Here is an 18,901-nt window from a genome sequence, read left to right as displayed (position 1 = left end):
ACCTCAAATTCTATCTGTCTCCAGTTTTTATTGTGCCAAAAAACAAATCGATTACCAAAACTAATGCTCATAGCAATATGCAAATGCTGCATGCTATCGCTTAAAGAAAACCGGAGGCTACTTGCTTAATTTTGAAGCAGAGTATTCATGAATAAAAGTTGTTAATTTTCTTAATGTGTCCGGATTAACCTCAGGAAAAACACCATGCCCAAGATTGAATATATAACCCGGCTGAGCCATTCCCTGATCCAGAATACCTTTTGCTTTTTCCTCAATTACTTCCCAAGGGGCAAGCAGGATAGCTGGATCAAGATTGCCTTGAACCGTTTTTGTAATTCCTTTTGCTCTTGCTTCCTGAATTGGAAGTCTCCAGTCCAGCCCAACTACATCAAGCGGCAGATCATGCCACTCCATAGCCAGGTGGCTAGCACCAACTCCGAACATGATCAGCGGGACATTCTCTTCTTTTAAGGCAGAGAAAATGCGATTCATTACTGGCTTAATAAAATAGCGGTAATCCTCCACATTTAATGCGCCAACCCATGAATCGAAAATCTGGATGGCTTTTGCACCTGCTTTGACCTGGGATTTCACATATGTAATAGTCATTTCACCAAGCTTATCCATTAAAGCGAACCAGGCTTTAGGCTCTGCATACATGAATGCTTTCGTTTTGTTGTAGTTCTTTGATGGTCCGCCTTCAATCATATAACTGGCAAGAGTAAATGGAGCCCCGGCAAAACCGATTAGAGGCACAGTCAATTGCTCTTGAGTAAGAAGCTTAATAGTATCCAGGACATATGGAACATCCTCTTCAGGATTTATTTCCCCAAGCTTCTCTACATCCGCTATGGAACGGATTGGATTTGAAATAACAGGGCCGATTCCTGATTTTATTTCCACATCAACCCCAATGGCTGGAAGCGGTGACATAATATCTTTATAAAGAATGGCAGCATCATTGTTATATTGCTCTACTGGCAGCCTTGTAACATAAGCACAAAGCTCAGGCTGGTGTGTTATTTCGAAAAGGGAGTATTTTTCTTTTATCGCTCTATATTCCGGCTGCGAGCGGCCAGCCTGCCGCATATACCAAACAGGAACATAATCTGTCTGTTCCCCCCTTGCGGCCTTCAGAAATGTATCATTAAATGAGTTTTTCATTAAATTTTACCACCTTTCAAGACTTGTCTGCGTATTATTGTAATATATATATACCAAAATTAGAAATCGCCAGTATCTACCTTTATGACTATATCCTTTTTTCTCTGTTTTTGTATAGATTTGAAGGCTAAATGTCAAAAATTTGACGTTTTTAACTGTCTAAATAAGGGAAAATTAAAGATTGTAAGGATATTAGCACAGTAAAAATTCAAATTTTTTAATGAAGTGTTTTAAATGAAGATTCTATTAATAGCATGATGCATTCACTAATTGACCTTCAAAGAACACTATAAATCTTTTCCAGGTGGAGTGAGAAAAAATGAAGATATATATGGCAAGAGGAACTTACGATTTTTTGAAAAAAATTGAGGAAAAGCACTCCGATGAAACTATGGTTGCAATGCAGAATACTGAGAGTGCCTTATTAATCCATGAAACGGCAGGCGCCTCGATTTTTAAAGAACCCAGATCCTATGAAGTAATTGATTCTTCCGGGGCATTTACGGATGCAGGGTTTGCCGTGCTGAATAATATTCCAGTTACAGATGAAGGCAGGCCGCTTTTTGAACACCGGTTTAAAAACAGGGCAGGACTTATCGAAAATGAACCGGGTTTTGCAGCCATTCGGGTTCTGCGGCCTCTTGAATCAAACACATATATCATTCTAACTCTATGGCGGGATGAAAAATCCTTTAAGAACTGGCAGAATTCCAAAGCATATGATAAAGTACATGAAAAACGCGGGACGGAAAGCGGCATCGATAAGACACCGAATATATTCTCCAGCCCTTCATATGTAACCCAATATTATATCCCTGAAGAAGAGTAATAAGAAAAGCGTAAGCGCCTTGCCCACGAAGGAACGCAGACTAAGAACGCCACGTCCTGTGGCAACGTCTGCATGACCCCCATCCTGGGGGCCCCAAGCACAAGACAAGCCTTACGGAAAGGCGTCCTTTGCCTTTTTGGGAGGATTGGCTTGTGACCTCGAGGGGGTAGACGCTGGAGCTAGACAATTACCTAACTTAAGAATTCAAACATTATTATAATTTAAAAAAGGATGAGCTGCATCAGCTCATCCTTCTCTATGCCTGCTTTTTAATTATGCCATTTCGATTGGCATAAACCGCTGCCTGTGTACGGTCAGTAACGCCCAGTTTACTGAGGATATTGCTTACATGTGTTTTGACTGTTTTGATGCCAATGAACAATTCTTCACTTATTTCCTGATTTGTCATCCCTTCTCCAATGCAGAGCAGGACATCAAACTCCCTTTCAGTTAAATCATCATGAGGCTTTTTTTCTTTTTCTCTGAAACGGCTTACCATTTTCCCCGCAACCTTTGATTCAATAACAGGCTCTCCTTTCGCAGCTTTCTTAATTGCATTCACAACCTCAGCAGCATTTGCCGTCTTAAGCATATAGCTGAACGCCCCCGCTTCAATTGCCGGGAAAACTTGTTCATCATCGTAATAGCTGGTTATGATTATAATTTTGCATCCAGGATAGCTTTTTAAAATCTCCCTAGTCGCTTCAATTCCATTCCCATTCTCCATCAGCAGATCCATCAGAACGATTTCCGGCCGTTCTTTGAGTACAAGCTTTACAGCTTCATTTCCGCTCTCTGCTTCCCCAATCACCTCTATGCCAGCTTCAGTTGCCAAATAAGAAATGATTCCTTTTCTTACCATTTCATGATCATCCACTACAGCAACCCTGATCATTTCAGCCTCTCCCCTTTTGCCGGAATTTTAATATCTATATAGGTTCCTTCGTTTTCCTTAGAACGTATTTTGAATATTCCGCCAACTTCCTCGCAGCGTTCCCTCATTGTCTTCAGCCCATAGGAGGTTATCCTCTCTTTATGAGGATTAAACCCTTTTCCATTATCTGCAATAAAAAGATAAATGTAATCTTCTTCTTCCGTTAAGGTTATTTTTATATTCCCTGCATCAGCATGGCGGAGCACATTGGATAGCGCTTCCTGCACAATTCTAAACAAATGCTCTTCCGCTGCTTTCGAAAGATTTTCGATCTCATCAATGCTTGCGTGAAAATCGATGTTTGTCTTTGCCTTTAACTCCTGTATAAGTTTAATAATTCCATTGCAAAGCCTGTCATCACTCAGCTGCACAGGCCTCAAATGGAGAAGAAGTGCCCTCATTTCCCCCTGTGCTTTTGAAGCGATTTCAGAGATTTCATTTAACTGCTCCCTTGCTTTATCACTATCCAAATCAAAAACTCTTAGGGCAGCTGAAGACATCATACTCAAAGCGAAAAGCTGCTGGCTCACTACATCATGCAGATCCCTTGCCAGACGCTGTCGTTCTTCCATCACGGCAGCTGAATGGGCTGTTTGTGCCAGGATGGACTTTTCATCAGCAAGGCGCTGCATGGAAAAAACCTGCTCCTGGATATTTTCCGCCAGCTGATTCAGTTCATCTGAAATTAACCCTATCTCATCTTTTTCATAAGATTCCATCCGATCAGCATACTTGCCGCTCCTTAATGTTGAAACAAATAATAAAATATCACCGAGTCTGCCTTTAATTAAGTAGCTGCCCTTTAGCCCAAAGTAGGCTCCCGTAAGCAGTAAAATGGTTAAAGCATACAAAAAAAGCCAGAAGGTGCCCTTTATCGTCATTGGCGATTCAGGATTATAAAATAGATACACCTGTAATCCGACAAAAAAGATTAATGAACTTATAACGGCCATCATAATGAAACTCTGTATAAACCAATACCTGATTCCGGTTTTTCTCATCACATACCCCTATACTTTATCGATCCGGATGGATCCAATTTTTACTTGTACAGCAATTTTCAGCTTTCTTGATGCTTCATCGTAACCGGGTGACTTATATTGAAGACTGCGGTTAACGTCACCTGTCTTTTGATCAAAAATGCGGATATCTCCTATATTAATATTTGACTGGATCATCACCGGAATGTTTTCAGGGATGATCATTTTTACATCCCCAATCCAGCCTCTTACAATAACAGGTGTCTCTTTCTCCGGGATGAAAGCCTTGCTGAAATCAATAAAGTAATCACCGATCATTGTATATAAATCCATTGGCTCCAGAGACCAATTTGGCTGTTTAAAATCCACATCGCCAATCGAAAAACCTCTTATATTTTTAAGCGGCTGCGGGCTTTCGTATTTAGAGATATTAATAACCTTCTTCTCAGCTGCACCTTTGTTTTTTTCATATATATCTGCCGGAAAATCCTGTTCAAAATGAATCTTTAAACGATCTCGTTTCAATAAAATACTAATGCCGAAAAAAATAAGAAACAGGGGCCAGAGTTTCCATATTTCCATAAACCTGAATTCAATTACTTCGAAACGATCAAGGATTAATAGAAATGAAAATACCATTAGAAATAACCCGGGAAACACTCCGCTCCGGCTTTTTTTCAACATGTATGACAGCAGATAATGGCATCCTGCAGCCAATAGAATAAATGGGTAAATTACGACAAATACCTCTTTTATTTCCAAGGAAATGACACCTATGTTCATAAGCAGAAGCAAAACTCCAACTGCTGATAAAGTTACCGCGAAGATTATCTGATTAACTGACCTGTATCTCATAGGCGTTCCCATCCTTCTTTTCTCCTAATCTTGTATTCGATAAAATAGAAAACTTTTCCTCCAATATAATCATTTTATCACTCAGCTATTTTATGGAAACATTCCGCAGAGTGGTTCAGCCTCCGCCTCCGGACGGATACAATCCATATCACCATTTATTTCTTTCCGTCATATTCTGTACTACATTCCAATTTGGGTGATTAGCCTAAATCGCTTCTTCACTTATGGAATTATGAAAGGGGGAAACTTTAGATGGGAGTTGAACTGACAGCCATCCATTGGATATATGTTCTATTTATTCTGTTTATCATTGGTTTCATGATTATGAGGAGAGATACAACTCTTGTCTGTATTGCAGGCATCTTTTTAATTGCCATAACGGCTACCGGCTCCTTAAGCAGTTCAGTCAGCAGTATTTTTACCAGTTTTATATTTGCCATTACAGAACTCCTTTCCACAATACTGGTCATTTCGATAATCGTCGCTATGAGCCGGACACTGACCATAACTGGAATTAATGATGTCATGATCTCTCCTTTTACCAAATTAATCAGAACACCAGCACTTGCCTACTGGACAATTGGGATTTTGATGATGGTCATCTCATGGTTTTTTTGGCCATCTCCTGCAGTTGCATTAATGGGGGCAGTACTTCTTCCAGTGGCCATTCGGGTTGGATTGCCTGCTTTGGGCGTGGCAATGGCCATGAACCTATTCGGGCACGGTATTGCACTATCTGGGGATTTTATAATCCAGGCTGCACCGAAGTTAACTGCCGATGCAGCAGGGCTTCCTGTCGGGGAAGTCATATCAGCCAGTATTCCGCTTGTTATTATTATGGGGGCAGTGACAACTATTACAGCTTTTTATCTTATTAAGAGAGACATGAAAAGTGGAAAGCTCACTGCAGCAACAGGACTCACCGTGGATACCCCTGCTGAACTTCAATCTGACGCCAGTCAACAACATCTGCTAACACTTCATCAAAAGCGTTTTTTCGCCGTATTCATTCCTGTTTTATTTGCTGCTGATGTAGCTGCCATGTTTGCACTGGACCTCCAGGGCGGTGATGCAACTGCTTTAGTAGGCGGGACATCGATTTTCATCCTTCTGATGATTACGCTAACTGCCCATCGCAATAAAGGCCTTGAAAAAACAACTGGCTATTTAGTTGAAGGCTTCCAGTTTGGTTTTAGGGTATTTGGACCTGTAATTCCAATTGCAGCTTTCTTTTATCTGGGGGATGCTGGATTTACCCAAATGATAGGAGACTTTCTGCCAAAAGACTCTCACGGAATCGTTAATGATCTTGGAGTTGGCCTTGCTTCAGCTGTACCTTTAAGCAAGGAAGTAGGCGCCATTACATTAACAGTGGTTGGCGCCATTACCGGCCTGGACGGATCTGGTTTTTCCGGCATATCGCTGGCCGGCTCGATTGCAAGCCTTTTCGCAGCTGCCATAGGCACAGGTGCAGCAACCCTAACAGCTCTAGGTCAGGTAGCCGGAATCTGGGTAGGCGGCGGTACGCTTGTTCCTTGGGCCCTCATCCCTGCAGCTGCCATCTGTAATGTAGACGCTTTTGAACTGGCTCGCAGGAATTTGCTTCCGGTGACAATTGGGTTAATTGTGACAACTATTGCAGCCATGTTCCTCATTTAAAAAGCAGCAAAGAGACTATCTGGCGATAGCCTCTTTGCTTTTATGCCGATTCTCTTTTGGGTGAATTTCTACTGAACATTAACTTTAGTGCCGCGTAAAGGGAAATTGAAATGAATACCCAAATATATCCGGCTGCAAATCCGGCTGCAATATCTGACGGATAATGTACACCCATCACAATCCGGCTGATTCCCATTAGGAAAATCCAAATGCCAGCTATAATTGCCGTCAGCCATTTCGCAGACCTGGATTTTAGTTCTATAATTATGAAATAGGCAATAGATGTATACAGAATCATCCCAATCATAGCGTGTCCGCTCGGGAAGCTTAGACTCGCAACATTAACCAGATGTTCCTGTTCAGGGCGCGGCCTTCCAATAGCCTCTTTAAGCCACTTATTTACTTCATTTCCCGCTGCCACAGCAAAAACAACTGCTGCCATCGCTTCATAATTCCTATATTTAAGCCAAAGCCACAATAAGAATGCTAATGTGATGATTCCAACACCGGCTTTATCACCCAAACTGTCCATGACTTCAAAAAATGGATGGGTGTTTTCTGAAAACAAACCTGTAAAATATTTCGAAAAATAACGATCAAAATCCAGTGATGTTCCGTTATTAACAGCAGCCAAAAAATATAGAAAAACTGCTGATGATACAGCCAGGAAAAAGTATGCCCATTTAGATTTATGCATTTCCAACCTTACTAATACCTCCCATATTGCACTTTAATTTATAGTAACATCTCTTCTTCACTTTTATTATGTTAAGTTTGGAAAAAAAAGATTTTTTCCTTTAACCTATTAAAGAATGTTATAATAATGAAAAAATTATGCAGACAGGAGAGGGAATCATGTCCGAAACATTATTTAAAAATCTGGAAGGCTATTACGATGAAATGGTCTCCATCCGCCGCTATCTTCATCAAAACCCTGAAGTATCCTTTAAGGAAGAAAAAACTGCTCACTATATAAAAACCTATTATGAAAATCTGGGTATTGAAGTCCGTGGACATGTAGGAGGAAATGGAGTAGTTGCTACGATCCATGGAAGCAAACCAGGAAAAACCATCGCTTTAAGAGCAGATTTTGATGCACTGCCTATCCAGGATGAAAAGGATGTCCCATATAAATCATTGGTACCGGGTGTTATGCATGCTTGTGGACACGATGGACACACAGCAACTTTGCTTGTGCTGGCAAAGGCACTCAATGAACTTCGCGATGAATTAGAGGGTACATATGTCATGATTCACCAGCACGCTGAGGAATATGCCCCAGGCGGAGCAAAATCGATGATCGAAGATGGCTGCCTTGAGGGAGTCGATGCCATTTTTGGAACTCACCTGTGGGCATCCGAACCAACAGGGAAAATTCAATATAGAGTGGGTCCAATTATGGCAGCAGCAGACAGATTTGAAGTTTCCATCCAAGGAAAAGGCGGGCATGGAGCACAGCCTCACAAAACAAAAGATGCGATTGTAACAGCGTCTCAGCTGGTCGTCAATCTTCAGCAAATCGTCAGCAGAAAAGTAAATCCAATTGATTCTGCAGTTGTAACAGTTGGATCATTTGTAGCTGATAACGCATTTAATGTAATTGCCGATAGAGCAAAATTGATCGGCACCGTCCGCACATTTAACGAAGAAGTCCGCAATAATATCGAAGAGGAAATCGGGCGCATAGTAAAAGGAACATGCTACACAGCAGACAGCGCTTATGAGTATCAATTCCATAGAGGCTACCCTGCTGTTGTGAATCATAAAAAAGAAACCGAATACCTGGCTGATATAGCAGGGAAAATTAATGGAGTCAAATGGGTGGAAGAGACAGACCCTGAGATGGGCGGAGAAGATTTCGCTTATTACCTGCAGCATGTGAAAGGCACCTTCTTCTTTACAGGTGCAAGACCGGAAAGCACAGTTGAAAATTACCCGCACCATCATCCAAAGTTTGATATCGATGAAAAAGCCATGCTGATCGCAGCTAAAACATTGGGAGCAGCAGCTTTAAACTATCATAGCTTTCAGGAAAACAAGGATTCTGTTGAGGTAGGATAGCAAGGAGAAAGTCCGAGAAGACAGCCCCAAGCCTAATCAGGTCTTGGGGCTGTCTTTAATATCCGAAGACGATAAGCATTTTTAGCGGTTTCACCTAAATGATCAAGCAAATTATAGTTTGCATACGCTCCAACAGCAGCACCTATACCGGGCACAAGCTGGAGCATCTTAACGAAGTCGATATAATCACGGTATTCCTGCTGAAATACCTTCCAGTCCATGTCTCCTAATGCTTCCTTACGGTCATCCCATTCTTCAATCAGCTTCAAGGTTTCTTTCCTTTTTTCATCACTGGAAAATGCGAGCTGAAAGACGTGCAGGAGAAACAAGCGCTCTTCATAATCATTTGTATCAAATCCATATACGGCGGCAGCTTCAAAAAGAAATTTCATCTTTATGCTCAGCAGTAAAGGAAAGTCTGCCAGGCCAAGGAGAATTCCCCCTGCCCCAGTCCCGGCACCTTCGACCGCAGCTGTTTTGCGGTAGGTCGAAACCTTCTCTTCAAGCATGTGATCCATCGCATCAAGGCCGCGGCTGGCAGATGGTTTTTTTCTGGTGGTGGCATTTGATCCAATCAGGGTTGCCTTCACCATATTCTTTATGCTGTCTGTAATAATTTGATGAGCTTTTTCAGGTATTATACTATTTACCTTTGTTTGAGCTTTTTTCGAAAGGCGATTCAGCATACTGGAGCGCTTGTTAATTCGTCTCTTCCACTCTTCAATTTCGTGATACGCTTTTAATTCATACTCCCTCATTTTCATACCTGCCTTCATTCAGGATGACTATACATACGTATGCCAGACAGAAATGGTTTCATTTTATACCCGGCTGCCCGCCAGCCGTTTCTGAATATAGAAATGAGTATATACATATGCAAATAAAATCCCTAATGCCAAAGACAGCAGTGATGCCATCCAGCCGCCATTGGCTAGGACAGCCAGCGATAAGAGAAGTGCCTGAACATATAGGATGCCTGTAAGCAGCTGTTTAAAGGAATTCTCCTTTATGTCCCCTTTAACCGGGTATAAATTCACCCACAGCTTATCCTGATGATGATTCCATAGAGGCAGGAGCTGAAAGCCTGTTAAGTACATGAAGAGCGGTACAAGCAGTATTTGTCCCATTCCATACGAAATTAAATAAATCGCTCCAGCACCAATGAACGTTAAACGAATGAATAGACCGAAGTAATCACCAGAACGGAGAAACGTTCGGACAAAAAGGTTTTTAAACGTTGCATCTTGTTTGAAAGGAATGCCAGATAGCAGCCAATCAAGCCATCTCCGCCTTTTTACACGATCTTTAAGCTTTGGAACATCTGTAAACATATTGGCAAGCCTGTAAAAAGACGTCATTCTCCGCTCTTCCTGGTCAATCAAAAACTCCCATTTTAGTCCTTTATCCCTGGATTTCACACTAAAGAACAAATACAGCAGAAGGAGGAGCACGCCTGCCGCCAGCATAAAAATGGGGGAGGCACCGCTAAAAAGAAAATATAGGAACACAGTGTTTATTGCATAACGCACACATGCATCCAGAATAAGCACGCTTGTTTCGATGTAATATTGTATCTTCCAGCGGATCAGCAAATTGACAATTTTTAACGACAGCAAAATAAGCAGAAAAGGTAAAAACGTTTTAAAATTGCCATCATTCACTCTGGCATACAAGGGCATAAAAATCCCCAGCCCCAATACCAGGATGTATGCATGCACTAAAAAGCTGACTGCCAGGGAACGTCTAAAATAACCTGAAAGCCTATCTTCAAGCGGCAGAAGAAAAATTTTGTCCGCCTCAGAAAAAAATGTATAAATCGGGCTGTATGTAACCAGAAGAGCTAAAATAATTGCCATTACCGCTGCAGCAGGAAAATGACTGGGTAGTGCCTTTATCCACTCCTGATAATAAAAAGCGGCAGTGCCCAGAAGGAACACCATGACAATGACAATATGGCCATTAAAAATATAGCGGAGATAGCGGGAAAGCTCTTTGACTGTCCTCCCGAATCTCTCCTTCCATAATTGTTTTTCATCAAACATAATCTTCTTCCTTTGTGAGCTGGATATATAAATCATCAAGGGTTGCTCCCGGCATAGCAAATTGCTGCTGCAGCTCTGCTAAAGTTCCCTTCGCCCTCACTTTTCCTTCATGCAAAATCACAAAACGATCACAATATCTTTCAGCAGTTGCCAGTATATGGGTGGACATAAGGATGCCTGAACCGCTTTCTTTCATTTTTTTCATCAAATCAAGAAGTGATTGAATGCCCAGCGGGTCAAGACCTACAAACGGTTCATCAACAATGTATAATGAAGGCTGCACCAGAAAGGCGCACATAATCATTACCTTTTGTTTCATCCCTTTAGAAAAATGGGCAGGAAACCACTTCAGTCTTTTTTCCATTCTGAATTCCTTTAGGAGTGTCGCCACTCTTGATTTATAGTCTGCTTCAGGCAGGCCGTATGCCATGGCTGTTAGACGCAAATGTTCTTCCAGTGTTAATTCATCATATAAAATCGGCGTTTCCGGAACAAAGGTGAATTGCTTGCGATACCCTTCCTTATCCTTAAGGAATAGCGTGCCATTGATCGTTATTTCGCCTTCCTTTGGTTCCATTAAACCAATTACATGTTTGATGGTCGTACTTTTTCCGGCTCCGTTAAGACCAATCAGGCCGACAATTTCTTTTTCTGCCACATCAAAGGAGACATCCTTCAAAACCGGGTTTCTTGTATAGCCGCCGGTAACGTTTTTAATTTCGAGCAGCGCCATTTTTCAACGTCCTTCCTACTATATATGTAAGACCATTGTAAAAAAAGCCAGAGGATATTGTCCAGTTTGGGGAAAATCCCTGCATATAAATCCCGAATCCGGACATTCTAATCTATGAAGGGGAAACAAATCATTTGAACAACATTCAGATGATCAAAACTTGAAATGAGGTGTCTGTCGCAGACAGTTTCCTTTCAGTATAAGCTTCAAACGTTCCTAATAAGGGGATGGTTGCATTGCACATGAAACCTGATGATCTTAAACACTTGATCGCTTCACCCGAAAGTGGTCACTAAGTCATTTTATAAATGAGGTGTTTGTTAAAGACTATCATCCATGCTTTATACGCCCGTGAATGCATATAAAGAAATAAGGGGATGGTCCGATTGAACAAAGATCGATTTTCTCTAGAGATAAACACAATTCATTCATAAATGAGGTGTTTGTTAAAGAGAATTTACCTGAATCAGAAACGTTCCAATAGAAGCTTCCCCTTCACCGAAGACAGGATTCCAAGTGAATCCTGTCTTTTTATTTTATGAATAGGACAATGCAATAATCCTTTCCCCAGTAATATGTTTCACTTTTTTGTTTTTTGGCGAATATGGTAGAATTGTGTAAAAGAATATTTGGTTAGGAGCTGACATAATGAACGATTGTATTTTCTGTAAAATAATCAATGGCGAGATTCCTTCAGCCAAAGTTTTCGAAAACGAGCATGTGATGGCGTTTCTGGACATAAGCCAGGTCACTAAAGGGCATACGCTCGTCATTCCGAAAGTACATAAAGAAAATTTATATGAAATGGATGCGGAAACAGCCCGAAGCTATTTCGAAGCTGTTCCGGAAATTGCAAGAGCCATCAAAGATGAATTTGATCCCATTGGTTTGAATTTAATTAATAACAACGGTGAACATGCCGGGCAGACCGTTTTCCACTTTCACTCCCACCTTATTCCCCGCTACGGCGAAGGTGATGGCTTAGGAGTTGTATGGAAATCACATCAATCGGAATATTCAGCGTCCGACCTTCTGGAAATTTCTGAAGCTATAAAAAAACATTTATAAATTCCTCTTCCTCCTGTTTCTTCAGGAGGAATTTTTTTGCTTCTTTCATCCCCTAATTTTCAAAATGTTCATTTTTTTCTCTGTACAAATCAGTAAATTTTGTTAACATATTAAATATCTTTATTTCTTTACAGCGTTATAGTACATTGATTTTATATTTTTGGAGGGAGAAAAATGTACCGTGCTCTAAATTTTAATGCAGGTCCCGCGGCCCTGCCGGAAGAGGTATTAAAAAAAGCGGAAAAGAATTTACTGAATTTCAGCAATACCGGGATGGGCATAATGGAACTAAGCCATAGAAGCAAAGAGTATCAGGCAGTACATGATCAGGCAATAGCACTATTGAGAAAACTGCTGGCCATTCCGAATAATTATGAGGTGCTATTTATCCAGGGAGGTGCAAGTCTCCAGTTTTCAATGGTTCCGATGAACCTGCTGGGAAAAGATCAAGAAGCCCATTATATCCTCAGTGGCTCCTGGTCGGAGAAAGCCTTAAAAGAAGCAGATAAAATTGGCGACACCGTTATTTCTGCCTCCAGCAAGGATCAAAAATACCGTTTCATCCCAGCATACAATCAGGATAATATTCCTGACAATGCCGCGTATCTTCATATTACCAGCAACAATACAATTTACGGTACCCAATGGAAAGAATTTCCTTCTAATGAAAAAACACCACTTGTAGCAGATATGTCCAGCGATATTTTAAGCCGTCCATTGGAAGTGGAACAATTTGATATGATCTATGCAGGCGCCCAGAAAAATCTCGGCCCTTCCGGTGTAACAGTAGTCATTATCCGAAAAGAACTATTACAAAGATCATCAGAAAAGCTCCCTGCAATGCTGAATTATAATACGTTTGCCAATAATAACTCTTTATATAACACACCTCCAACTCTGGCTATTTATTTACTGTCCCTGGTGCTTGAATGGGCAGATAAGATAGGCGGCCTGCAGCAGATAGAAAAGACAAATGAAAAGAAGGCAAAAATCCTATATGATGTTATAGATGAAAGCGAAGGCTTTTACATAGGACATGCTCATAAAGACAGCAGATCCCTCATGAATGTCACTTTTAACCTTCATAAAGAGGACCTCTCAAGGGAATTTCTGCACCAGGCAAATGAAGCAGGGTTTGTTGGACTCGGTGGACACCGTTCCATAGGCGGCTGCCGCGCTTCCATTTACAATGCTGTGCCAGAACAGCATGTTGAAAAACTGGCCGCATTTATGAAAGCCTTTAAGAATAAAAATTAAAAATATAACACCTTTTTATCCCGGGTATATGTGTTATAATGAGTTAAAGTTTTTCGCTGCAGGCAAAGAGTGCACTGCAGGAGAGACGAACAGAGCTTAGTCAGAGAATAGCAGAGGAGAGATTAGAAATGAATACAAAAAATTTAGTAGCCTTATCCCTATTAGTCGGGATGGGCGCAGTGCTACATGCCGTTGTTCCAGGCTTCTTTCTTGGGATGAAACCCGACATGATGCTTACCATGATGTTTTTGGGCATAATCCTTTATCCAGACAGCAAAAGCGTTTTGCTTTTAGGTTTGGTTACAGGCGTGATATCCGGGCTTACCACAACTTTTCCTGGAGGATTAATCCCGAATATTATTGATAAGCCTGTTACTGCATTCACCTTTTTCGCAATGTTCCTGATCTTACAGAAATTCCGGAAGAATATCGCCAGTGCAGCTGTCTTAACAGCAGCAGGAACAATTGTATCCGGAATTGTGTTTTTAACTTCCGCATACCTAATTGTCGGACTGCCAGGGCCATTCGCTGCATTATTTGCAGCAGTTGTACTGCCCGCAGCTGCAGTTAACACGGTGGCAATGATTATCCTTTATCCAGTAGCAAAATCAATTGCAAACAGAACGAAGCTGACTCAGCAGACGATCAGCCAGTAATAGACAAAGCCCGCGAAATAAGCGGGCTTTTTATATTTTCATTATTGGAAACTCCCTACAATCATTCCCAGCAGGAACAACAGTGCACCGCCTGCTGCTAGAGCAGCTGCCCTTTTTTTCAGAACATACTTCGGAGGATAGACTCCGGGTTTCTTTATAGAAAGAAAAAAATGAATACCTCCTAAAAACAGCACCACACTCAATGCAAAAATCCCAGCCGCCGCTCCGGACAACCTCTCTCCCCCTTTCGCTTTATATCCCTCTACTGAATTGTATGCCTGTATCCCGGTAGCTATGAGGATATGGTTTACCCTTCTATATTTTGTGATATAGATATAGGAACGGGCACTTTTCATTTTCTGCTTTATAAAAATGAGTAATGCAGTAAAATAGACATATAAACAAGATTTTGAGGTGATCATTATGAAAGCCAAATCGCTATTGCTTGGATTATTAGCAGGCGGCGCTGCAGCCGGCATATCTACCCTATTGACCGCACCTGCTTCAGGAAGGGATACAAGACAGCAGTTAAAAGAAACCACAGACACCCTGAAGGAGCAGCTGAGCGAATTAAAATCCGAATTGCTGGCCATAAAGAACTCAGCATCATTTGCTTCGAAGGAAGGAAAAACCGCATTTAAGGAATTCTCAAACGACATTAAATATTCAATCAGCAACTGGAAAAACGAAATCCTTCCCCATCAGCACAAGCTGCAGAGAGAATTGCAGGAAATTGAAGCAGCCATCCATGAGCTTGAAACAAATTTAAATAAAAAGTAATAAAAAAATCCTTCTTTTTTCTTTAGTTAAAAAGAAGGATTTTTTTATTTTTGAACGAAAACCAATATATTATGAAAATGCTTCAAAATTTTATAGATCTTTGAACAAGCTCTCATCCCTTGTCCTTAAGCCTTTTATAGAAATATATAATTATATTTCTAAAAATTTTGTAAATTTATATCTTTATTAATTTTTGTTTTATTGGCATAATGATACTATGAAAAGAAAAATGAACTTCTGGCTGTTTGACCAGAAATAATTAATTTTACAAAGTAGGTGAATTTTTGAATGTCGGATAAACCAGTTTCTATGAAGGAAGCAATGATCTTCAGCCAGCGAGTGGCACAGCTGAGTAAAGCCCTGTGGAAGTCTATAGAAAAAGATTGGCAGCAATGGATAAAACCCTACGATTTAAATATTAATGAACACCATATTTTATGGATTGCCTATCATTTAAACGGTGCATCGATTTCCGATGTTGCCAAATTTGGTGTAATGCATGTTTCAACTGCATTCAATTTCTCAAAAAAGCTCGAAGAACGAGGTTTTCTTCAGTTTTCAAAGAAAGAAAGCGATAAAAGAAATACCTATATTAAATTGACTGAGGATGGAGAAAAGGTATTGCTAAGTCTTATGGAAACCTATTCACCTGAGAAAAATGCCGTGTTCTCAGGTGCGATGCCATTAAGGGAACTGTATGGGAAATTTCCAGATATCATTGAAATTATGGCGATAGTCCGCAATATATATGGTGATGATTTCATGGAGATTTTTGAAAAGTCCTTTGCTAATCTTGAAAATCAATTTGATGAAGATGAGGGGAAATTAAAGAAAAAACCAACAGCACAAAAGGAACTTGTTTAAATAAGTTAAGTTCCTTTCTTCATTATGTAAACCCTTACAAAGCGAATGCATAATATTCGCTTTGTATTTATAAATTCAGTTGCTCACAGTTTCACATTATATTAAAATTTTATTCGACAAAATGTGTTAGTATTCCCTATTGATTTTTTTATTTATTCATCGTAAAGTATCTTAAGTGAGTTTGAAAGATTACTATTTTACTCCTTTTGGAGGTATTTTTATGATGAATTGCTGGAAGACGATTAACTTCACGAAGCAATACGGATCGCAAAGACTTTTTATACTGTCTTCCTTAACCATGCTGGCTACTTTCATAATTACATATGTTCCTGCAACATATGTATTTGTGCCAGGTTCCTTTTACGATAATTATTTCATTTTCTTGGCAGCCGGTTTATGGCTGATGTATCCTGTGCATAAGCTGATTCACTTTCTGCCTATTGCACACCTTGGAAGTATCGTTAAAAAACAGCTGACAATTAAATATGGCTTTATGCCAATTATATATATTCGAATAACGGAGCCTATTTCAAAACGGCTTTTCCTGACTGCAACTCTGGCCCCTATGCTTATTATAAACAGCATGCTTCTGGCTGCTTGCTTTATTTTTCCGCACTATGTTCATTATTTAATAATCCTGTTTGCTTTCCATGCAGGCTTATCTTTTTCTGACATTGTGTGCGCCAAAAATGTGCTGAATGCCCCAAATCAATCTTATGTTGAAGAAAACGAAGATGGGTTTGAGATATTGCTTCATTCGAACCAGTAGCATAAGCATAAATCCCGGGTATCCTGACAAAGGATACCTTTTACTTACCGGACAGGCAATCTTTATTACTATCTTTTTTTTGTGAACTTTGATATTGTAAATAACAGACAAAACATGTAAAAGCAATAATATGACTGCCCAAGGAGGGAATCTTGGATGATCTCCATCTTTATTATTTTTGCCGTTTTTAATTTATTTTATATCAACAAGATGACAAATTCGCTTTGTCTCCAAAAAGAGATTCCTGAGGAACGGCAGCCCAAAGTATTCAGAACCATTAACATTCTTATTACCATATTGCTAATCTCTTCTTTTGTAGAAATCTTGTATGCTTAGGATATCCTGAGAGCTCTTAAAAATGAGCAAAAGCGGCGGATATATTCCGCCGCTTTTATATATACATCAAAAGCTTAGCAAAAACAAGAAGCTCCAATGATGATTAACAAAATGAACAGCACGACAACTAACGCAAAACCTCCGCCGCATCCATGTCCTCCAGACATATGGTTGCCTCCTCTCAAATTCCGGCACAGGGCCCTTTCAATAGACCCTATGCCCACCATAGATTTACAGCCACGCACAGCCTACAATAATTAATAAAATAAACAATACAACGATTAACGCGAAACCTCCGCCGTATCCAGCACCCATGGATAACACCTCCCCTTCAGGTTGCTACCATATCCTATTCATTTGCCTCTGTGGTCGGATAGGCTTCTATCCCGGCTATCCTAACTTTTTTAGGCTGCTTTGAAACCTCCCATCAGAGGGTTCCATGTATCATATGTACAATTGTCCTGAATGGGATGGGCGAATACCCAAATTTTTTAAAAAACACTGTGTTATAGACCAAGCATTACTTTCTTCTTTTGTTATTTTTTACATTTATGGTATAGTAGGGATTGTGATAAATGCAGGCTCAGTGAAGACAATTGCTGTTATTTATATGTATAAAAATTCCAGCCCCAGCTCTCCAGAGCCGAATTGAAAATTAATATAGGAGTGTTCAACATGAAAAAATGGATGCTATCCCTCTCCATTGCAGCCGGAGTAATTGGATTAAGCGCATGCAGCAGCAACGGCGGCGAATCAGGAGATGTAGTCGTTGAAACAAAGAGCGGAAACATTACGAAGGACGAGCTTTATGAAGCAATGAAGGAAAAATACGGCGAACAGGCGCTCCAGGAGCTCATTTATGAAAAAGTTCTTTCTGATAAATACGAAGTAACAGACCAAGAGCTTAATGAGAAAATCGACGAACTAAAACAGCAGCTTGGCGCAAACTTTGAGATGGCGCTTATGCAATATGGCTATAAGGATGAAGAAGATCTAAAGAAAACTTTCAAAACAGGATTGCTTCAGGAAAAAGCAGCTATTAAAGATATTGAAGCAACAGAAAAAGAAGTTAAAGAATACTATGATAACTACAAGCCGGAAATTAAAGCACGCCATATCCTTGTAGAGGATGAAAAAACTGCAAACGAAGTAAAGAAAAAACTGGACGAAGGCGGAAAATTTGAAGACCTGGCCAAAGAATACTCAAAAGACCCAGGGTCTGCTGCAAATGGCGGAGATTTAGGCTGGTTCGGCCCAGGTAAAATGGTGCCTGAATTCGAGGAGGCTGCTTATGCCCTTGATGTGAACGAAATCAGCGCTCCTGTTAAATCTGAGCATGGTTTCCACATCATCCAAGTAACAGAGAAAAAAGAGAAGAAATCATTTGATGAAATGAAGAAGGAAATGGAATATCAAGTGAAAGTGTCCAAGCTTGACGGCGATAAAATTCAGCAGGCAATGGATCGTGAATTAAAGGCTGCTGATGTTGATATTAAAGATAAGGAACTAAAAGGAGTTCTTGATGAACCGAAAGCAGGCGCAGAAGGTGAAGCTGGAACTGAAGAAAAATAATGAATAACGGGGCTCCATGCTGGAGTCCCGTTATTTATGTGTTTTTTATACTGATTCAAATCAGCCTGCAGATTGCTGAGCGGATTTCCGGTCTTCTTTTTCCCTTTCAAGACGCTTCATATAAATTTCACCCTCGCGTTCAATGCTGTCCTGCTCCACCTTTTTCTCTTCCCTGCCCGTCGTTACCGCCATATATGCACTTACAACGATTCCGGCTGCAACAAAATATACCCAAATTGGAATCATCATTTTCCCCTCTTTCTTTTCATAATGGTTGTCCATTTATTAAAAATGTATGCTAAACCAGGAAAAATATGATAGACAAGAATAAGAAAAGCGCTG

At 40.4% G+C, this 18,901-nt stretch carries 23 protein-coding genes; 11 read left to right on the top strand and 12 right to left on the bottom strand.

Annotated elements, in window-relative coordinates:
* Positions 1–117 precede the first annotated feature (117 nt).
* A complete protein-coding gene (gene hemE / locus JI665_RS00850) occupies positions 118–1,164 on the bottom strand; it encodes a uroporphyrinogen decarboxylase (RefSeq protein ID WP_206835081.1) in 1,047 nt (348 codons plus the stop codon).
* Between the two features lie 319 nt (positions 1,165–1,483).
* Between hemE and JI665_RS00845 the strand changes: the two genes are divergently transcribed.
* Entirely contained in the window at positions 1,484–1,993 is a 510-nt protein-coding gene (locus JI665_RS00845; RefSeq protein ID WP_206835078.1) for an antibiotic biosynthesis monooxygenase family protein, read from the top strand.
* A gap of 256 nt (positions 1,994–2,249) precedes the next feature.
* On the opposite strand, the gene JI665_RS00840 is transcribed toward JI665_RS00845, so the two are convergent.
* Genes JI665_RS00840 through liaF form a run of 3 tightly spaced genes read right to left on the bottom strand, consistent with a single transcriptional unit; the run spans position 2,250 to position 4,774 of the window.
* A complete protein-coding gene (locus JI665_RS00840) occupies positions 2,250–2,888 on the bottom strand; it encodes a response regulator transcription factor (protein WP_206835075.1) in 639 nt (212 codons plus the stop codon).
* Positions 2,885–3,928 (bottom strand): sensor histidine kinase, encoded by a 1,044-nt coding sequence (locus JI665_RS00835; RefSeq protein WP_206835072.1) that lies wholly within the window; start codon positions 3,926–3,928, stop codon positions 2,885–2,887. The genes JI665_RS00840 and JI665_RS00835 overlap by 4 nt, the downstream gene beginning before the upstream one ends.
* 9 nt (positions 3,929–3,937) lie before the next feature.
* Positions 3,938–4,774: a cell wall-active antibiotics response protein LiaF gene (liaF, locus tag JI665_RS00830; protein WP_244671064.1), complete on the bottom strand. Its 837-nt coding sequence runs from the start codon at positions 4,772–4,774 to the stop codon at positions 3,938–3,940.
* Positions 4,775–5,014: 240 nt separating this feature from the next.
* Here liaF and JI665_RS00825 point away from each other — a divergent pair, with 240 nt between their 5' ends.
* Entirely contained in the window at positions 5,015–6,421 is a 1,407-nt protein-coding gene (locus JI665_RS00825; RefSeq protein ID WP_206835069.1) for a hypothetical protein, read from the top strand.
* A 40-nt stretch (positions 6,422–6,461) separates the two neighbouring features.
* Here the strand turns inward: JI665_RS00825 and JI665_RS00820 are convergent, their stop codons facing one another.
* A complete protein-coding gene (locus tag JI665_RS00820; RefSeq protein WP_244671091.1) occupies positions 6,462–7,118 on the bottom strand; it encodes a phosphatase PAP2 family protein in 657 nt (218 codons plus the stop codon).
* Between the two features lie 158 nt (positions 7,119–7,276).
* Between JI665_RS00820 and JI665_RS00815 the strand changes: the two genes are divergently transcribed.
* Complete coding sequence (locus JI665_RS00815; RefSeq protein WP_206835062.1) at positions 7,277–8,482, top strand: M20 family metallopeptidase; 1,206 nt, start codon at positions 7,277–7,279, stop codon at positions 8,480–8,482.
* 32 nt (positions 8,483–8,514) lie between these two features.
* Here the strand turns inward: JI665_RS00815 and JI665_RS00810 are convergent, their stop codons facing one another.
* The 3 genes from JI665_RS00810 to JI665_RS00800 form a co-directional block, all read right to left on the bottom strand.
* Positions 8,515–9,240, bottom strand: a complete 726-nt coding sequence (locus tag JI665_RS00810; protein WP_206835059.1) for an EcsC family protein — start codon at positions 9,238–9,240, stop codon at positions 8,515–8,517.
* Positions 9,241–9,303: 63 nt separating this feature from the next.
* Complete coding sequence (locus tag JI665_RS00805) at positions 9,304–10,524, bottom strand: ABC transporter permease (protein ID WP_206835056.1); 1,221 nt, start codon at positions 10,522–10,524, stop codon at positions 9,304–9,306.
* Positions 10,517–11,257, bottom strand: a complete 741-nt coding sequence (locus JI665_RS00800) for an ABC transporter ATP-binding protein (protein ID WP_206835053.1) — start codon at positions 11,255–11,257, stop codon at positions 10,517–10,519. Before JI665_RS00800 ends, JI665_RS00805 begins: the two co-directional genes overlap by 8 nt.
* Positions 11,258–11,905: 648 nt before the next feature.
* On the opposite strand from JI665_RS00800, the gene JI665_RS00795 reads away from it, so the two are divergent.
* The 3 genes from JI665_RS00795 (at position 11,906) to JI665_RS00785 (ending at position 14,238) form a co-directional block, all read left to right on the top strand.
* Entirely contained in the window at positions 11,906–12,325 is a 420-nt protein-coding gene (locus JI665_RS00795) for an HIT family protein (protein WP_206835050.1), read from the top strand.
* Between the two features lie 174 nt (positions 12,326–12,499).
* A complete protein-coding gene (gene serC / locus JI665_RS00790) occupies positions 12,500–13,582 on the top strand; it encodes a 3-phosphoserine/phosphohydroxythreonine transaminase (protein WP_206835048.1) in 1,083 nt (360 codons plus the stop codon).
* Positions 13,583–13,710: 128 nt separating this feature from the next.
* The gene (locus JI665_RS00785) at positions 13,711–14,238 is read left to right on the top strand and encodes a tryptophan transporter (RefSeq protein WP_206835046.1); all 528 of its coding nucleotides are present in this window, start codon (positions 13,711–13,713) and stop codon (positions 14,236–14,238) included.
* Between the two features lie 41 nt (positions 14,239–14,279).
* Here JI665_RS00785 and JI665_RS00780 read toward each other — a convergent pair whose 3' ends face one another.
* Complete coding sequence (locus tag JI665_RS00780) at positions 14,280–14,471, bottom strand: hypothetical protein (protein ID WP_009331428.1); 192 nt, start codon at positions 14,469–14,471, stop codon at positions 14,280–14,282.
* A gap of 190 nt (positions 14,472–14,661) precedes the next feature.
* On the opposite strand from JI665_RS00780, the gene JI665_RS00775 reads away from it, so the two are divergent.
* The 4 genes from JI665_RS00775 to JI665_RS00760 all read left to right on the top strand — a co-directional run bounded on the left by JI665_RS00775 (position 14,662) and on the right by JI665_RS00760 (position 16,987).
* Entirely contained in the window at positions 14,662–15,018 is a 357-nt protein-coding gene (locus JI665_RS00775) for a YtxH domain-containing protein (RefSeq protein WP_206835043.1), read from the top strand.
* Positions 15,019–15,306: 288 nt separating this feature from the next.
* Positions 15,307–15,882: an HTH-type transcriptional regulator Hpr gene (locus JI665_RS00770; RefSeq protein WP_206835042.1), complete on the top strand. Its 576-nt coding sequence runs from the start codon at positions 15,307–15,309 to the stop codon at positions 15,880–15,882.
* A gap of 220 nt (positions 15,883–16,102) precedes the next feature.
* Positions 16,103–16,651: a DUF3267 domain-containing protein gene (locus JI665_RS00765; RefSeq protein WP_206835040.1), complete on the top strand. Its 549-nt coding sequence runs from the start codon at positions 16,103–16,105 to the stop codon at positions 16,649–16,651.
* A 156-nt stretch (positions 16,652–16,807) separates the two neighbouring features.
* The gene (locus JI665_RS00760) at positions 16,808–16,987 is read left to right on the top strand and encodes a hypothetical protein (RefSeq protein WP_206835038.1); all 180 of its coding nucleotides are present in this window, start codon (positions 16,808–16,810) and stop codon (positions 16,985–16,987) included.
* 74 nt (positions 16,988–17,061) lie between these two features.
* On the opposite strand, the gene JI665_RS00755 is transcribed toward JI665_RS00760, so the two are convergent.
* Together JI665_RS00755 and JI665_RS00750 are read right to left on the bottom strand one after the other, a co-directional pair.
* Entirely contained in the window at positions 17,062–17,154 is a 93-nt protein-coding gene (locus JI665_RS00755) for a YjcZ family sporulation protein (RefSeq protein WP_082139012.1), read from the bottom strand.
* A gap of 64 nt (positions 17,155–17,218) precedes the next feature.
* Positions 17,219–17,302, bottom strand: a complete 84-nt coding sequence (locus JI665_RS00750; RefSeq protein WP_019381424.1) for a YjcZ family sporulation protein — start codon at positions 17,300–17,302, stop codon at positions 17,219–17,221.
* 360 nt (positions 17,303–17,662) lie between these two features.
* Between JI665_RS00750 and JI665_RS00745 the strand changes: the two genes are divergently transcribed.
* Positions 17,663–18,559: a peptidylprolyl isomerase gene (locus JI665_RS00745; protein ID WP_206835035.1), complete on the top strand. Its 897-nt coding sequence runs from the start codon at positions 17,663–17,665 to the stop codon at positions 18,557–18,559.
* Between the two features lie 60 nt (positions 18,560–18,619).
* Here the strand turns inward: JI665_RS00745 and JI665_RS00740 are convergent, their stop codons facing one another.
* Positions 18,620–18,805, bottom strand: a complete 186-nt coding sequence (locus JI665_RS00740; RefSeq protein ID WP_206837607.1) for a sporulation YhaL family protein — start codon at positions 18,803–18,805, stop codon at positions 18,620–18,622.
* Positions 18,806–18,901: the final 96 nt, after the last annotated feature.

It is taken from the genome of Bacillus sp. NTK034, assembly GCF_017303275.1.
Taxonomy (GTDB): Bacteria; Bacillota; Bacilli; order Bacillales; family Cytobacillaceae; genus Cytobacillus.
The sequence above is the reverse complement of the archived record's forward strand: the minus strand, read 5'-3'. Positions and strand labels throughout refer to the sequence as shown.

Bases quoted from the DNA above. Each gene is read 5' to 3' on its own strand.
- hemE (WP_206835081.1), bottom strand. From the start codon at position 1,164: ATGAAAAACTCATTTAATGATACATTTCTGAAGGCCGCAAGGGGGGAA.
- JI665_RS00845 (WP_206835078.1), top strand. From the start codon at position 1,484: ATGAAGATATATATGGCAAGAGGAACTTACGATTTTTTGAAAAAAATT.
- JI665_RS00840 (WP_206835075.1), bottom strand. From the start codon at position 2,888: ATGATCAGGGTTGCTGTAGTGGATGATCATGAAATGGTAAGAAAAGGA.
- JI665_RS00835 (WP_206835072.1), bottom strand. From the start codon at position 3,928: ATGAGAAAAACCGGAATCAGGTATTGGTTTATACAGAGTTTCATTATG.
- liaF (WP_244671064.1), bottom strand. From the start codon at position 4,774: ATGGGAACGCCTATGAGATACAGGTCAGTTAATCAGATAATCTTCGCG.
- JI665_RS00825 (WP_206835069.1), top strand. From the start codon at position 5,015: ATGGGAGTTGAACTGACAGCCATCCATTGGATATATGTTCTATTTATT.
- JI665_RS00820 (WP_244671091.1), bottom strand. From the start codon at position 7,118: ATGCATAAATCTAAATGGGCATACTTTTTCCTGGCTGTATCATCAGCA.
- JI665_RS00815 (WP_206835062.1), top strand. From the start codon at position 7,277: ATGTCCGAAACATTATTTAAAAATCTGGAAGGCTATTACGATGAAATG.
- JI665_RS00810 (WP_206835059.1), bottom strand. From the start codon at position 9,240: ATGAGGGAGTATGAATTAAAAGCGTATCACGAAATTGAAGAGTGGAAG.
- JI665_RS00805 (WP_206835056.1), bottom strand. From the start codon at position 10,524: ATGTTTGATGAAAAACAATTATGGAAGGAGAGATTCGGGAGGACAGTC.
- JI665_RS00800 (WP_206835053.1), bottom strand. From the start codon at position 11,257: ATGGCGCTGCTCGAAATTAAAAACGTTACCGGCGGCTATACAAGAAAC.
- JI665_RS00795 (WP_206835050.1), top strand. From the start codon at position 11,906: ATGAACGATTGTATTTTCTGTAAAATAATCAATGGCGAGATTCCTTCA.
- serC (WP_206835048.1), top strand. From the start codon at position 12,500: ATGTACCGTGCTCTAAATTTTAATGCAGGTCCCGCGGCCCTGCCGGAA.
- JI665_RS00785 (WP_206835046.1), top strand. From the start codon at position 13,711: ATGAATACAAAAAATTTAGTAGCCTTATCCCTATTAGTCGGGATGGGC.
- JI665_RS00775 (WP_206835043.1), top strand. From the start codon at position 14,662: ATGAAAGCCAAATCGCTATTGCTTGGATTATTAGCAGGCGGCGCTGCA.
- JI665_RS00770 (WP_206835042.1), top strand. From the start codon at position 15,307: ATGTCGGATAAACCAGTTTCTATGAAGGAAGCAATGATCTTCAGCCAG.
- JI665_RS00765 (WP_206835040.1), top strand. From the start codon at position 16,103: ATGATGAATTGCTGGAAGACGATTAACTTCACGAAGCAATACGGATCG.
- JI665_RS00760 (WP_206835038.1), top strand. From the start codon at position 16,808: ATGATCTCCATCTTTATTATTTTTGCCGTTTTTAATTTATTTTATATC.
- JI665_RS00755 (WP_082139012.1), bottom strand. From the start codon at position 17,154: ATGTCTGGAGGACATGGATGCGGCGGAGGTTTTGCGTTAGTTGTCGTG.
- JI665_RS00750 (WP_019381424.1), bottom strand. From the start codon at position 17,302: ATGGGTGCTGGATACGGCGGAGGTTTCGCGTTAATCGTTGTATTGTTT.
- JI665_RS00745 (WP_206835035.1), top strand. From the start codon at position 17,663: ATGAAAAAATGGATGCTATCCCTCTCCATTGCAGCCGGAGTAATTGGA.
- JI665_RS00740 (WP_206837607.1), bottom strand. From the start codon at position 18,805: ATGATTCCAATTTGGGTATATTTTGTTGCAGCCGGAATCGTTGTAAGT.